Here is a 14,687-nt window from a genome sequence, read left to right as displayed (position 1 = left end):
TGCTCCTCGCGCGCGGCGAGCCCCGCGGGGCCGAGGTCCGTGCGGGTCGGCGTCACCGGGGATCGCCTCACGTCGCCGTGGTCCCGGTCGTCGCCCCGTCCGCTCGTCCGCGGAGGTGGGCGCACCGCCCTCGGAGCGCGAGAGGTGCCGCTCCGGCGCCGCGCCCCGCGTCCGCCGTCGAAGTGAGTCATGAACGCCGCAACCCCCTCCCAGCCCGCGCACTCCTCGCTGGTCGAGCGCATCGAGGACGTCGACGTCTCCACCGAGATGGAGGGGTCGTTCCTCGAGTACGCCTACTCCGTCATCTACTCGCGGGCACTCCCGGACGCGCGCGACGGCCTGAAGCCGGTGCAGCGCCGGATCCTCTACATGATGAGCGAGATGGGCCTGCGTCCCGATCACGGGCACGTGAAGTCGGCCCGGGTGACCGGCGAGGTCATGGGCAAGCTGCACCCCCACGGCGACGCCTCGATCTACGACTCCCTCGTGCGCCTCGCGCAGCCGTTCACCCTCCGGGTCCCCCTCGTCGACGGGCACGGCAACTTCGGCTCCCTCGACGACGGCCCGGCGGCCGCCCGCTACACCGAGGCGCGCCTCGCCCCCGCCGCGATGGCGATGACGGAGCACCTCGGCGAGGACGTCGTCGACTTCGTCCCCAACTACGACAACTCGCACCAGCAGCCCGAGGTCCTCCCCTCGCGTTCCCGAACCTCCTGGTCAACGGTGCGAGCGGCATCGCTGTGGGCATGGCCACGAACATGGCTCCGCACAACCTCGTCGAGGTCATCGGAGCGGCGCGGCACCTGATCGCGCACCCCGACGCCTCGCTCGAGGACCTGATGTCCTTCGTGCCCGGTCCCGACTTCCCGAGCGGAGGGACCATCGTCGGACTCGCCGGCGTGCGGGACGCCTACGCCACCGGACGGGGCAGCTTCAAGACCCGCGCCCGCGTCTCGGTCGAGAGCATCACGGCCCGCAAGTCCGGGCTCGTCGTGACGGAGCTCCCCTACCTCGTCGGTGCCGAGAAGGTCATCGACAAGATCAAGGACGGCGTCCAGAACAAGAAGCTGAGCGGCATCGCCGACGTCACCGACCTCACCGACCGCGACAACGGGCTCCGTCTCGTCATCGGGATCAAGACCGGATTCAGCCCGGAGGCGGTCCTCGAGCAGCTCTACCGCTACACGCCGCTGGAGGACGCGTTCGCGATCAACAACGTCGCGCTCGTCGACGGCCAGCCCCGCACCCTCGGGCTCAAGGAGCTCCTGCAGGTTTACGTGGGCCACCGGGTCACGGTTGTGACGCGCCGCTCGCGGTACCGCCTCAGGAAGCGGCAGGAGCGGCTGCACCTCGTGGAGGGCCTCCTCGTCGCGATCCTCGACATCGACGAGGTCATCCAGCTCATCCGCGGCAGCGACGACACCGCGGCCGCGCGCGCCCGCCTGATCGAGGTGTTCGACCTCAGCACGATCCAGGCCGACTACATCCTCGAGCTCCAGCTGCGCCGTCTGACGAAGTTCTCCCGCATCGAGCTCGAGACCGAGCGCGACACTCTGCTCGCCGAGATCGCCGAGCTCGAGGAGCTCCTCGGCAGCCGCGCCCGGATCGAGGCGCTCGTCTCGGACGAGCTCGACGACGTCGCGCAGCGGCTCGGCACTCCGCGCCGCACCCTCCTGACCGAGGCGCGGCCGTCCGTGGCCACGACCGGCCGCAAGACCGCGGCCGTGCTCGAGATCGCCGACGTCCCGTGCCGCGTCCACCTCAGCACCACCGGTCGCATGGTCCGCGTCGACCGCGACCCGGAGGCGGCTGCGCAGCCCGTGCGCGCCACGCGCCGCAGCAAGCACGACGCCGTGCTCAGCACCCTCGACACGACCAGCCGGAGCGAGATCGGCGCGGTCACGACCGCCGGTCGCCTCCTGCGCTTCTCCCCCGTCGACGTCCCGTCCGTCCCGTCGTCCTCCGTGCAGCTCGGAGCCGGCGTCCGCATGGCCGACTACCTGACCGGGCTGGCCAAGAACGAGCGCGTCCTCGCGCTCGTCGCGCTGGAGGAGACCCGGCCGATCGCCCTCGGCACGCTCCAGGGCGTCGTCAAGCGAGTGTCGGTCGCGGAGCTGCAGAACCGGCCCGACGTCGAGCTCATCGCGCTCCGCCCGAAGGACGCGGTGGTCGGGGCGGCGCCCGCGGCGGACGACGACGAGCTCGTCTTCGTCACCGGCGAGGCCCAGCTGCTCCGCTTCTCCGCCTCCGCGGTGCGACCGCAGGGGCGGACCGCCGCGGGGATGGCCGGCGTGAAGCTCGGCGAGACGGACGAGGTGGTGCACTTCTCCGTGGTCGCGGCGGACGACCGCGAGGAGGCCGTCGTCGCGACCGTCGCCGTCGACAGCTGGGCGCTGACCGGCACGGACGCCGGCAGCGCCAAGGTCTCGCCGTTCTCGGAGTTCCCGTCGAAGGGACGTGCCACCGGAGGCGTCCGTGCGCAGCGCTTCCTCAAGGGCGAGACGGCCCTCGGAGTCGCCTGGGTCGGCCCGGGTCCCGCCCACGCCCTCGAGGCCGACGGCTCGGTCGCCGCCCTCCCCGAGACGGGGATGAAGCGCGACGGCTCGGGAGTCCCCGTCTCCGCTCCGATCGCGACGATCGGCGCGGCGCCCGAGCTGCTCTGAGCCGCGCCGTTCCCGACGCGGGCGCCGCCCTCCTGGAGCGCGGCGCCCGCACCGCCGCTCAGACGTCGATGCGGTCGCGCGAGAGCGTCTCGGACCCGCGGACGATGAAGTCCTTCCGCGGCGCGACCTCGTTGCCCATCAGCAGCTCGAACACGCGGCCCGCGTTCTCGGCGTCCGAGACGCGGACGCGACGCAGCGTCCGGCGCGCCCGGTCCATGGTCGTGGTCGCGAGCTGGTCCGCATCCATCTCGCCGAGGCCCTTGTAGCGCTGGATGGGGTCCTGGAAGCGGCGGCCGGCCTTCGCGAGGGCGGCCAGGACGCCCTGCAGCTCCTTCTCGGAGTAGGTGTAGATCGTCTCGTTCGGCTTCTTGCCCGAGTTCATGACGACCACCCGGTGCAGCGGGGGCACGGCGGCGAAGACCCGCCCCGCCTCCACGAGCGGCCGCATGTAGCGGAAGAAGAGCGTCAGCAGCAGGGTCCGGATGTGGGCGCCGTCGACGTCGGCGTCGCTCATCAGGATGATCTTCCCGTAGCGAGCGACCGAGAGGTCGAACGAGCGGCCCGAGCCGGCCCCGATCACCTGGATCATCGACGCGCACTCGGTGTTCGAGAGCATGTCGGCGACGCTGGCCTTCTGCACGTTGAGGATCTTGCCGCGGATGGGCAGCAGCGCCTGGTACTCGCTGTTGCGGGCCAGCTTGGCCGTGCCCAGGGCGGAGTCGCCCTCGACGATGAACAGCTCGCTGTTCTCGACGTCGTTGCTGCGGCAGTCGACGAGCTTCGCGGGCAGCGAGGAGGACTCCAGCGCGTTCTTGCGCCGCTGCGTCTCCTTGTGCGCGCGGGCCGAGATGCGCGACTTCATCTCGGCGACGACCTTCTCGAGCAGCTGGGACATCTGCGTCTTGTCCTCGCGCTTGGACGACGAGAACACCGCGCCCAGCGTCGATCCAACGGTCTGGGCGACGATGGCGCGCACCGCGGGCGTGCCGAGGATCTCCTTCGTCTGCCCCTCGAACTGCGGCTCGGGCAGGCGCACGGTCAGGACCGCGGTCATCCCGGCGAGGACGTCGTCCTTCTCGACCTTGTCCGAGCCCGCCTTGAGCCTGCGGGCGTTCGCCTCGACCTGCGAGCGGAGCAGCTTGAGCAGACCCTGCTCGAAGCCGGTCTGATGGGTCCCGCCCTTGGGCGTCGCGATGATGTTGACGAAGCTGCGCATCACCGTCTCGTACCCCGTGCCCCAGCGCAGGGCGATGTCGACCTCGCAGGTGCGCTCGACCTCGGTCGAGACCATCGCGCCGCCCGGGGTGAGCACGGGGACGCTCTCGGTGAACGTGCCGGTCCCGGTGAGCCGGAGCACGTCGGTCACGGCGGAGTCGGGTGCGAGGAACTCGACGAACTCCGAGATGCCGCCGTCGTACCGGAACATCTCGGCGCGCCGCTCCTCGGCGCGGTCGTCGACGATGTCGATCGTGAGACCCGGCACCAGGAACGCGGTCTGCCGCGCCCGCGTGACGAGGTCCTCCGTCTGGAACGCGGCGCCCTTGGTGAAGATCTGCCGATCGGCCCAGTAGCGCACGCGCGTGCCGGTGACCCCCTTGGCCACCTTGCCGACGACGGTCAGCTCCGAGCCGTTCTCGAAGGGCGTGAAGGGAGCGTCGGGAGTCGGCTCCCCCGCATCGGCGAAGCGACCGGGCTCGCCGCGGTGGAAGGACATGCGGTAGGTGCGGCCGTTGCGGTCGACCTCGACGTCGAGGCGCTCGGACAGCGCGTTCACGACGGACGCTCCGACACCGTGGAGCCCGCCGGAGGCGGCGTACGAGCCGGAGCCGAACTTACCGCCCGCGTGGAGCTTGGTGAACACGACCTCGACGCCGGACAGCCCCGTCTTGGGCTCGATGTCGACGGGGATGCCCCGGGCGCGGTCGCGCACCTCGACGCTGTCGTCGGCGTGCAGCACGACGCTGATCTCGCTGCCGTGCCCGCCCAGCGCCTCGTCGACGGAGTTGTCGATGATCTCCCAGAGGCAGTGCATCAGGCCGCGCGAATCGGTGGAGCCGATGTACATGCCCGGCCGCTTCCGGACCGCCTCGAGGCCCTCCAGGACGGAGAGGTGGCGGGCGGAGTAGTCGGTGGAGGCCATTCGTCCAGTTTACTTTCGCCGGGTCGCCCCGGCCCGCTGCGACGCGGCACCGGGAGGGGCCGAGCGCCAGTGCTCCGGCGCCCCTACGCGCAGAGCGAAATGCCGCTCGATCGTCTCTGCGCGGAAACAATCGCGTGCTTGGATGGGTTCCATCAAGCAGAGATCGAAGACCGAGTGCAGGAGGCCAAGTCATGTCGACCACAGCAACCCCTAATGGCGTGGACGAGCTCGCGGGTGCCCACCAGCTCTCCGCCGCCGACCGCTGCGACAGTTGCGGCGCGCAGGCGTACATCCGCGTCGTCGTGAACAACGGAGAACTGCTGTTCTGCGCGCACCACGGCAAGAAGTACCAGGAGAAGCTCTCCAGCATCGCTCAGAGCTGGCACGACGAGTCCGCGCGGCTCTTCGAGGAGCAGCGCCCCTGATCGTCCGGGCATCCGCCCCCGATCGGCCGTCAGGGCGCTGAGCGCGTCCTACCGTCCGACACCGAGCCGCTTCGCGATGACCTCGCGGGCGGCTCGTGCTGTTTCGTCTGCCTGGAGCAGTCGCGCGTCGGTCGCCTGGTAGTCGAGGCCGTGCCGCCCGGCCACCCGCCGGAGGATCGCGTCCGCGAGGACCGGGTTCTTCGCGAGCAGCGGGCCGTGCAGGTGGGTGCCGAGCAGCGATCCTGCGAGGTACCCCTCGACTCCGTTCCCATCGCCCACTCCGTGCAGCACGCGTCCGAGCACCGAGCCCGGATCGATGCCCTCGAAGCGCCGGACGTGGTTCTCAAAGCCGACGAGCACGCCGGAGGCGGAGTCGAGGACGACGTCGTCGGTCACCCGATCCGCGGCGGGGACGCTCCGACCGGGGAAGACCCCGAGCCCTCGCACGACGCCCGCCGAGGTGCTGAACGACTCGGCCAGGAGCTCCCAGCCCGCGCCGACGGCGACGAACTCGGTCCCGGAGTCGGCCCAGCCGCGGACGCTGGCGTCGACGTCGCGCAGGACGTCGAGCACTCCCGGGAGGTCCTGGTCCGCGCCGGTGCCGGCGACGAGGACGTCCGGCCGCTCGCGGAAGTCGTCGCGGTGGTGCAGGCCGACGAGCTCGGCCTCGAAACCCGCCCAGCGGGCGCGGGCGACGAGCACGCGCGCGTTGGCGGCGTCTCCGTTGCTGTCGAGGACGTCGGGGGCGAGCACGCCGATCCGCAGGACGGTCACGAGGTCTCCTCGCGGTTGGAGGTGAGCTGGAGATGCGCTCGCGTGCGCCTCATCGAGTCGGCCGAGAACACGATCGTCTTCCGGCCGGCGGAGGGGGCGGGCAGCGCGAGGAAGCGGTCGAGCGCGCGCCCGAGGTCGTCGTCGACGGAGTCGATCACGACGCCGTCGTACTGCAGGTGGAGAGCCGCCTCGTGGGCCTTCGAGCCCGAGACCACGCTGACGCGCCCGAGACCGGAGGTGTCCACCGGCCAGAAGTAGGACGGATCGCGCACGTCCGAGCCGACCGCGAGCATGATCTGCTCGGTCCCCTGCGGGATCTCGGCGATGTTCAGTCGGTAGCTCGCCGGGTTCTGCACCAGGACGAACTCCACCTCCTGCCCCTGCACGACGACGACCTCGCCCCGTCCGAAGACGGGGTCGATCGAGGACAGCGCGGTGGCCGCGGTGGCCGCGACGAAGCGCTCTCCGAGCACCGCGCGGGCGGCGGAGACGGCGGCCGCGGCGTCGACGGCGTAGTGCACTCCGCGTGCCGGGAGCCGGACGTCGAGCCGCTCTCCGTCGCTGTCGATCGAGGCGGCCGCTCCGCTCGCGTCCGCGACCACGGTCGTGGCGCGGTCCGTGCCGGTCTCGGCCTCGGCGGCGTACCCCAGCCCGCCGGGCGCGTCGCCGCGGACCTCGGCGGAGACGCCGTACCAGCGCACGCGCTCGTCCGGCAGGGTCGCGGCGACGGCCGCGACGTGCCGGTCGTCGGCGTTGAGGATCACGTGGCCGGTGGCGCGCTCCGAGATCGTGCCGAGCATCCGGGCGACCATCGACGGGTCGAAGAAGCGGTCGATCTGATCGACGACGACGTTCGTGAGGGCGACGACGCGGGGACGCATGCGCGGAGCGAGCCGGGCGCCGTGGCCCTCGTCCATCTCGAGGACGGCGATGTCCGCGTCGATCCTGCCGCGCAGGTCCGTCCGCTCGAGCAGAGCGGAGGTGAGCCCCTGCGCGATGTTCGCGGTCGAGGGGTTCGTGAAGACGCGCAGCCCGTGGGCGCGCAGAACGGCGACCAGCATCTTGGTCGTGGTGGACTTGCCGGCGGAGCCGCTGACCACGACGAGCCCCTCCGGGAACCCGTCGAGGACCGCGGGCAGGAAGCCGGGCGCGACGCGGTTCACGACGAGACCGGGCACGGCGGAGCCTCCACCGGGCTTCCGGACGCGCGCCGCGAACCGGGCGGCCCTCCCGAGGAGGACCGCCGGCGCGTAGCGGATCACCGGTCTACTCGAGGTAGTCGCGGAGCGACTGCGACCGGGACGGGTGGCGGAGCTTCGCCATCGTCTTGGACTCGATCTGGCGGATGCGCTCGCGCGTCACGCCGAACGTGTCGCCGATCTGGTCGAGGGTCTTGGGCATCCCGTCGCCGAGGCCGAAGCGCATGCGGATCACGCCCGCCTCGCGCTCGGACAGGGAGTCCAGGAGCGACTCGAGCTGCTTCTGCAGCATCGTGAAGCCCACGGCGTCGGCGGGGACGACGGCCTCGGTGTCCTCGATGAGGTCGCCGAACTCGCTGTCGCCGTCCTCACCCAGGGGCGTGTGCAGCGAGATCGGCTCGCGGCCGTACTTCTGCACCTCGATGACCTTCTCGGGGGTCATGTCGAGCTCGCGCGACAGCTCCTCGGGCGTGGGCTCGCGGCCCAGGTCCTGGAGCATCTGACGCTGGACGCGGGCCAGCTTGTTGATGACTTCGACCATGTGCACCGGGATGCGGATGGTGCGGGCCTGGTCCGCCATCGCACGGGTGATCGCCTGGCGGATCCACCACGTCGCGTAGGTCGAGAACTTGAAGCCCTTGGTGTAGTCGAACTTCTCGACGGCGCGGATCAGACCGAGGTTGCCCTCCTGGATCAGGTCCAGGAACTGCATGCCGCGGCCGGTGTAGCGCTTCGCGAGGCTGACCACCAGGCGGAGGTTCGCTCCGAGCAGGTGGCTCTTCGCCCGCTGCCCGTCCTTCGCGACCCAGCGCAGCTCGCGGACGAGCTCCGGGCTGAGATCGGTCGAGTTCGCCAGCTTGTCCTCGGCGAAGAGACCCGCCTCGATGCGCATGGCGAGCTCGACCTCCTCGGCCGCGTTCAGGAGCGCGACCTTGCCGATCTGCTTCAGGTAGTCCTTGACCGGGTCGGCGGTGGCTCCGGTGATCGCCGTCGAGTAGACGGGGACCTCGTCGTCGTCGCCGCCGAACGAGAGCACCAGGCGCCGCTGGGCAGCGGCGCCTCCGGAGCGGCGACGGGCGCGACGGGAGCCTCGGGGGTCTCGGCGTCGTCCTTGACCTCGGTCTCGGTGTCCTCGACGACGACCACCTCGGTGTCGTCGTCATCGGCCTCCTCGGGCTCGACGGCGTCGGTCGCCTCCTCGTCCTCAGCGGGGGCTGCGGCCTTCGTCGCCGCGGTCTTGCGCGGGGCCTTCGCCGCGGCGGGCTTGCGCGCCGCGGGCTTCTTGGTCGTCGTCACGTCGTCGTCGACGGCGTCGAGCGTTGCGGTCTTGGTAGCTCTGGTGGCCATGGCGGCACCTCTCCATCCGTTGCGTCCCGGTCGCGGGCGGCTCCGGAGAGCGCCGTCCGTCGGTGGGCATTACGAGGACCCATGTCAAGTCGAGGACGTCGCACGCCCGACGTGGGCCTGGTGCTCCTCGACCCGAACGGGTCCTATTGACAATTATTGCACGCCTGAGTAGTGCAGTCGCGCGCGGAACCGTGGAAGGCCCGGATCGATCGGCCGCGAGCCACCGGCGCCGATCCCGCCGACCCGCGATCCCCGCCGGGGGCGTGGCCGGCGCGCTTCGTCAGCGACCGGATCGTCCTCGGCGCAGACGGTCGTTCAATGCAACCCACAGAGGGGCCACTGTTATTCCCTCGTCCTCGGCCAGACGCCGCCGGGTGCGCCGGCGGGCGCTGATCAGGCCGACCACTCCGAGCCCGACGACGACGTACTGCACGCACCACGCGAGACGGAAGCTCTCCATGGAGTACAGCGACGCGGCGTCCCCTCCGGGCCCGGCGAGCGCGTCCAGGATGAGCCCGATGGCGAACATCATCGTGAAGCTCGCGAGGAACCCGCCCACGTTCACGACGCCGTTCGCGGCCCCGAGGCTGCGCGTCGGGTTGAAGGTGCGGGCGAAGTCGAAGCCGATCATCGAGCCGGGACCGCCGGCTCCGATCACGATCAGCAGGAGCACGACGAGCCAGTACGGCGGCACTCCCGGCCACAGCAGCACGACGGTCCAGGCGAGCCCCATGGTCGAGACGATCGCCAGCACCAGATTGCTCCGGCGCATCGGATGACGCGCCGTGAGCACGCCCAGGATCGGCCCCACCACGATGCCGGCGACCACCACGATGGTCAGCGTCGGCGCCGCGGCAGCGGGCGGCAGGCCGATAGCGTAGACGAGGAAGGGGTAGCCCCAGAGGAGCGTGAAGACCGTGCCGGAGGACTGCGTCACGAAGTGCGACCAGAAGCCGAGCTGCGTCCCCGGTCGCCGCAGGCTCACTCCGAGCTGCGCGATCGTCGCCCGCAGAGTCGGCGGAGTCAGCACGATCGGCTCGGTCCGCGGCGGCAGATCGCTGACGAGCAGGAGCACGCCGAGGAACGCGACCGCCCCCAGGCCCGCGGCCGAGAGGAACGCGGGGGTCCATCCCGCCGTGTGCAGCACCGCGGCGAACGGGAGGGCGGAGAGGATCTGGCCGACCTGGCCGATGTTCCCGATCCACTGCGACAGCTGAGGGACGATCGGTCCGCTGAACCAGGCGACGGTCAGGCGGATCACCGACGTGAAGATCGCGGCGTCGCCCGCGCCGACCAGGATCCGGCCGAGGATCGCGACTCCGATCGACGGAGCGAGTGCCAGCACCACCTGGCCGACCATCATCAGCGCCGTGCCGGAGAGGATGAGCGTCCGGGGCCCGTACCGGTCGATCAGGATGCCGACGGGGATCTGCATCGCCGCGTAGACGATCAGCTGGACGACGGCGAGCGAGGACAGCACCGCAGCGGTGATGTCGAAGCGCTCAGCCGCGTCGACCCCTGCGACGCCCAGAGTGGTGCGGTCGAGGACCGCCACCAGGTAGGCGAAGGCACCGGCTCCGAAGACGAACCACGCTCGACGAGATCGCACTCGCCCGAGCCTATCAAGCCCGCGCACCCCCACCGGGGGCGGGGCTAGGCGCCCGCGGCCTCGTCGCCCGGGCGGCGGATGGCCAGGAACTTCTCGAGCTCGGCGGCCAGGGCGTCGGCGCTCGGGACCGCGCCGTCCTCGTCCGTCAGCGGCGAGCGGAGGCTCGTGCCCTCCATGTAGGTGTCGTGACGGGACTCCAGCGCTGCGACCAGCTTCTGCAGCTCGTCGTTCCCGCCCACCTGCTCGTCGACCTTCGACAGGAACTCGCGGCCGCTCTCGCGCAGCCGGTCGGTCGGGAAGATCAGGCCGGTCGACGCCGAGATGCTCTCGAGCGCGGCGACGGCCGCCTGCGGGTACTCGGTGTCCGAGAGGTAGTGCGGGATGAGCAGCGCGAAGCCCGCGGCGGGGAGGCCGAGCTCGTAGAGGCGGTACTCGAGCAGGTGCAGCACGTTCGAGGGGATCTGCGTGTGCGGGCGCCAGACCGACATCGACTCGATGAGGTCCTCGCGGTTGCCGCTCACGGTCACGCCGACCGGCCGCGTGTGCGGCACGGGCATCGGGATCGCGTGCACCCACGTCGTCCCGGCGACCTCGAGGCGGTCGATGAGTCCGACGACGGCGCGGGTGAACCGCTCCCACTGGAAGTCGGGCTCGAATCCGGTGAGGAGGAGGAACGGCTGGTGCAGCTCGTCGTGCGCGAGGGAGAGGCGCAGCGTCGCCGGACGGTAGTCCGTCAGGTGGTCCTGATCGAAGGTGATGATGGGGCGGCGAGCGCGGTAGTCGAGGAGCTGGTCCTGGTCGAACGCGACGACCACCCGGTGCTGGAGCGTGTCGAGGAGGTACTCGTTCAGCTGCCCGACGGCGCCTCCGGCATCGGTGAAGCCGGTCAGTCCGGCGACGAGGTGGAGCCCGCGCGGCACGTCGGCGAGGTCGCCCTCGATCTCGAACAGGTCTTCCGGATCCAGCATGCCTTCCACTGTAGACGGCGCCCAGCAGCCCCCGGCGAGCGGCGCTGAGCCCTGAGCGAACAGTGCTCGGGAACACGGCCTAGCATGGCCGCCATGCCCCTCTCCTCTCTCGAGTACACGACCGCGCCCGCCTCCGACGTCGACACCGACGCCCTCGTCCTGGGCATCGCTCCGGGCCCGGACGGCCCCCGGATCGTCGGCGCGGACGGCTTCGAGGACGTGGTCGGAGCCCTCCCGGCGCTGGGTGCGACCGGGTCCGCCGAGTCGGTCCTCCGGATCCCGTCGACCGGTCCCGCCGGCGTCCTCGTGCTGGTCGGCCTCGGCTCGGACGACCCGTCCCCCGCCGTGCTGCGCGCCGCCGCCGGCCTCGCCGTGCGCACGCTGGCGGGCACGGCCTCCGTCGCTCTCGCCCTCCCCGCGCGCACGCCGGAGGCCCTCTCCGCCGTCGCCGAGGGAGCCGCGCTCGGCGCCTACTCCTTCTCCGCCTTCCGCGGCACGACGGCGGAGACCGTGAAGACCCCGGTCGAGTCCGTGGTGCTGGTCACGACCGAGTCCGCGCCCGACCCGGCGCTCCTCGAGCGCGCCCTCGTGCTGGGCCGCGCGGTCGCCACCGTCAAGGACCTCGTCAACACCCCTCCGTCGCACCTCTACCCGCAGACCCTCGCCGAGGCGGTGCAGGAGGGAGCGGCCGGCCTGCCCCTCGAGGTGACCGTCTGGGACGAGGCGGCCCTGGCCGAGGACGGCTTCGGCGGGATCCTCGGGGTCGGCAGCGGATCGACCCGGCCCCCGCGCCTGGTCAAGGTCGCCTACTCGCCCGAGGGGGCCACCGCCCACCTCGCGCTCGTGGGCAAGGGCATCACGTTCGACAGCGGCGGACTCTCGCTGAAGCCCCCGGCGTCGATGGTCGGGATGAAGTACGACATGACCGGAGCGGCGACCGTCTGGGCCGTCGCCCGGGCCGTCGCCGAGCTGGCCCTGCCCGTGCGGGTGACGGCCTGGCTCTGCATCGCCGAGAACCTGCCCTCGGGCAGCGCGATCCGCCCGAACGACGTGCTGACCATCCGCGGCGGCACGACCGTCGAGGTCCTCAACACCGACGCGGAGGGACGCCTCGTGCTCGCCGACGGCATCGTCGCCGCGAGCGAGGAGCAGCCCGACGCGATCATTGACGTCGCCACCCTCACGGGAGCGGCGATGGTCGCCCTCGGGAACCGGTACACCGGCGTCATGGGCGACGACGATCTGGTCGCGCGCGTGATCGGCACGGCCACCGCCGCGGGCGAGCCGTTCTGGCAGATGCCCTTCCCGCCGGAGCTGCGGCCGCTGCTCAACTCCGACGTCGCCGACCTCGCCAACGTCAAGATCGGCAGCACCGCGGGGGGCATGCTCATCGCCGGCCACTTCCTCCGGGAGTTCGTCGGCATCCGCGGCGAGGGCGAGGACGCGACCACGATCCCCTGGGCCCACCTCGACATCGCCGGTCCGGCGAACAACTCGGGCAGCGCCTACGGCTTCACGGGCGCCGGGCCGACCGGGGTCTCCGTGCGGGCGCTCGTGGCGCTGGCCGAGGGCTTCGCGAGCGCGTAGTAGGGTCGACGGGGCGGGAGATCCCGCCTCGTCCCCTCCTCCTCCCGCGCTGCGCTCCGCGCCGCGACCGGTACGGAGCGACCGGGGACCGCACGTCGCAAGGGAGTCACCGGGTGTCGGAAGAGAGCTACGACCTGGTCGTGCTCGGCGGGGGCAGCGGCGGATACGCCGCAGCGCTGCGGGCCACTCAGCTGGGGATGAACGTCGCTCTCGTCGAGCGCGACAAGCTCGGCGGCACCTGCCTCCACCGCGGCTGCGTCCCCACCAAGGCCCTCCTGCACGCCGCGGAGCTGGCGGACGGCGCCAAGGACGCGCAGAAGTACGGCGTCCGTGCGAGCTTCGACGGCATCGACGTCGAGCAGGTGACGGCGTACCGCCGCGGCGTCGTCGCCGGCAAGTACAAGGGACTGCAGAGCCTCGTCTCCTCGCGCGGCATCACCGTCGTCGAGGGCGACGGCCGTCTGACCGGCCCGAGCACCGTGACGGTGGGCGAGCACGTCCTCCACGGAGCCTCGATCGTCGTCGCCACGGGCTCCGCGTCTCGGACGCTCCCGGGCATCACGATCGGCGGCCGGATCCTCACCAGCGACGAGGCGCTCGAGCTCGACCACGTGCCGGCCCGCGTCGTCGTGCTGGGCGGCGGAGTGATCGGCGTCGAGTTCGCGAGCGTCTGGCGCTCCTTCGGCGCCGAGGTCACGATCGTGGAGGCGCTCCCCCACCTCGTCCCGAACGAGGACGAGAGCGCGAGCAGGCAGCTCGAGCGCGCGTTCCGCAAGCGCGGCATCGCGTTCCAGCTCGGCTCGCGCGTCTCCTCCGTCTCGCAGTCCGGCACTGGAGTGAGCGTCGCGCTCGAGAACGGCACCGTCGTCGAGGGCGAGCTCCTGCTCGTCGCCGTCGGCCGTGGCCCGGTCACGGCCGGCATCGGTCTCGAGGAGGCCGGAGTCGCGCTCGATCGCGGGTTCGTCGTCACGGACGAGCGCCTGCGGACCTCGGTCCCGGGCGTCTACGCGGTCGGCGACATCGTCCCCGGCCTGCAGCTCGCGCACCGCAGCTTCCAGCAGGGGATCTTCGTCGCGGAGGAGATCGCCGGTCTCGCCCCGCAGGTCGTGAGCGACCTGAACGTGCCGAAGGTGACCTACAGCGATCCCGAGGTGGCCTCCATCGGGCTGACCGAGGCGGCCGCCGTCGCGGAGTACGGCGCCGAGCGCGTCGCCGCGTACGACTACGGACTCGGCGGCAACGCGCGCAGCACGATCCTGGGCACCAGCGGATCGGTGAAGGTCGTCCGCGTCGTCGACGGGCCGGTCGTCGGCGTGCACATGGTCGGCGCCCGGGTCGGCGAGCTGATCGGCGAGGCCCAGCTCATCGTGAACTGGGAGGCGCACCCGGAGGACGTCGCGCCCTTCGTGCACGCGCATCCGACCCAGAACGAGGCGCTCGGCGAGGCGCACCTCGCCCTGGCCGGGAAGCCCCTGCACGCCCTCTAGCACCACCGCGGGGCGGCGACCCGCCGCTCCCGCATCACTAAGCTGAACACTGTACGCACACGTCTTAAGGAGACAGGATCATGAGCGAATCCGTCAGCCTCCCGGCACTCGGAGAGAGTGTCACGGAAGGAACGGTCACCCGCTGGCTGAAGAACGTCGGGGATCGCGTCGAGGTCGACGAGCCCCTGCTCGAGGTCTCGACCGACAAGGTCGACACCGAGATCCCGTCGCCCGTCGCCGGTGTCATCGAGGAGATCCTCGTCCAGGAGGACGAGACCGTCGAGGTCGGCGCCGAGCTGGTCCGGATCGGCGACGGTTCCGCGTCGGCCGCGCCCGCCGAGCCCGAGGCCCCGGCCGCGGAGGAGGCTCCGGAGGTCGAGGCCGCGGAGACCGAGCCCACCGACGTGGCGACCCCGTCGGTCGACTCCGACAGCGAGGAGGAGGCCCCGGCCCCCGCCGAGCCCGAGCCGGCCCCCGCCGCCGAGAAG

General features: G+C 71.7%; 9 protein-coding genes and 2 pseudogenes. 5 read left to right on the top strand and 6 right to left on the bottom strand.

Features of this window, described 5'->3' with window-relative positions:
• The first annotated feature begins 189 nt into the window (after positions 1 to 189).
• Positions 190 to 2,663, top strand: a pseudogene (locus B0T42_RS13450) (DNA gyrase/topoisomerase IV subunit A).
• A 58-nt stretch (positions 2,664 to 2,721) separates the two neighbouring features.
• Here B0T42_RS13450 and B0T42_RS13445 read toward each other — a convergent pair.
• A complete protein-coding gene (locus tag B0T42_RS13445) occupies positions 2,722 to 4,803 on the bottom strand; it encodes a DNA gyrase/topoisomerase IV subunit B (RefSeq protein ID WP_077223575.1) in 2,082 nt (693 codons plus the stop codon).
• A gap of 191 nt (positions 4,804 to 4,994) precedes the next feature.
• On the opposite strand from B0T42_RS13445, the gene B0T42_RS13440 reads away from it, so the two are divergent.
• Entirely contained in the window at positions 4,995 to 5,228 is a 234-nt protein-coding gene (locus B0T42_RS13440) for a DUF7455 domain-containing protein (protein ID WP_055792284.1), read from the top strand.
• Between the two features lie 48 nt (positions 5,229 to 5,276).
• On the opposite strand, the gene B0T42_RS13435 is transcribed toward B0T42_RS13440, so the two are convergent.
• The 5 genes and pseudogenes from B0T42_RS13435 to B0T42_RS13415 form a co-directional block, all read right to left on the bottom strand.
• The gene (locus tag B0T42_RS13435) at positions 5,277 to 6,002 is read right to left on the bottom strand and encodes a type 1 glutamine amidotransferase (RefSeq protein WP_158078134.1); all 726 of its coding nucleotides are present in this window, start codon (positions 6,000 to 6,002) and stop codon (positions 5,277 to 5,279) included.
• Positions 5,999 to 7,264: a Mur ligase family protein gene (locus B0T42_RS13430; protein WP_077223573.1), complete on the bottom strand. Its 1,266-nt coding sequence runs from the start codon at positions 7,262 to 7,264 to the stop codon at positions 5,999 to 6,001. The genes B0T42_RS13435 and B0T42_RS13430 overlap by 4 nt, the downstream gene beginning before the upstream one ends.
• A gap of 4 nt (positions 7,265 to 7,268) precedes the next feature.
• A pseudogene (locus tag B0T42_RS13425) lies at positions 7,269 to 8,548 on the bottom strand (RNA polymerase sigma factor).
• A 280-nt stretch (positions 8,549 to 8,828) separates the two neighbouring features.
• Complete coding sequence (locus B0T42_RS13420; RefSeq protein ID WP_077223572.1) at positions 8,829 to 10,157, bottom strand: MFS transporter; 1,329 nt, start codon at positions 10,155 to 10,157, stop codon at positions 8,829 to 8,831.
• Between the two features lie 44 nt (positions 10,158 to 10,201).
• On the bottom strand, positions 10,202 to 11,125 hold the full coding sequence (locus tag B0T42_RS13415) for a proteasome assembly chaperone family protein (protein ID WP_077223571.1): 924 nt from the start codon (positions 11,123 to 11,125) through the stop codon (positions 10,202 to 10,204).
• 93 nt (positions 11,126 to 11,218) lie between these two features.
• Here B0T42_RS13415 and B0T42_RS13410 point away from each other — a divergent pair, with 93 nt between their 5' ends.
• From B0T42_RS13410 to B0T42_RS13400, 3 genes are all read left to right on the top strand, one after another.
• Positions 11,219 to 12,712: a leucyl aminopeptidase gene (locus B0T42_RS13410; protein WP_077223590.1), complete on the top strand. Its 1,494-nt coding sequence runs from the start codon at positions 11,219 to 11,221 to the stop codon at positions 12,710 to 12,712.
• A 113-nt stretch (positions 12,713 to 12,825) separates the two neighbouring features.
• Complete coding sequence (lpdA, locus tag B0T42_RS13405) at positions 12,826 to 14,199, top strand: dihydrolipoyl dehydrogenase (RefSeq protein ID WP_077223570.1); 1,374 nt, start codon at positions 12,826 to 12,828, stop codon at positions 14,197 to 14,199.
• Between the two features lie 80 nt (positions 14,200 to 14,279).
• The coding region (locus B0T42_RS13400; protein WP_342418252.1) for a biotin/lipoyl-containing protein at positions 14,280 to 14,687 on the top strand (408 nt) is incomplete at its 3' end.

It is taken from the genome of Rathayibacter rhapontici, from assembly GCF_001995175.1.
Taxonomy (GTDB): domain Bacteria; phylum Actinomycetota; class Actinomycetes; order Actinomycetales; family Microbacteriaceae; genus Rathayibacter.
This window is presented reverse-complemented; position numbering and strand designations above follow the sequence as displayed.

Excerpts from the sequence above, each read along its gene's own strand:
- B0T42_RS13445 (WP_077223575.1), bottom strand. The coding sequence starts at position 4,803 with ATGGCCTCCACCGACTACTCCGCCCGCCACCTCTCCGTCCTGGAGGGC.
- B0T42_RS13440 (WP_055792284.1), top strand. The coding sequence starts at position 4,995 with ATGTCGACCACAGCAACCCCTAATGGCGTGGACGAGCTCGCGGGTGCC.
- B0T42_RS13415 (WP_077223571.1), bottom strand. The coding sequence starts at position 11,125 with ATGCTGGATCCGGAAGACCTGTTCGAGATCGAGGGCGACCTCGCCGAC.
- B0T42_RS13410 (WP_077223590.1), top strand. The coding sequence starts at position 11,219 with ATGCCCCTCTCCTCTCTCGAGTACACGACCGCGCCCGCCTCCGACGTC.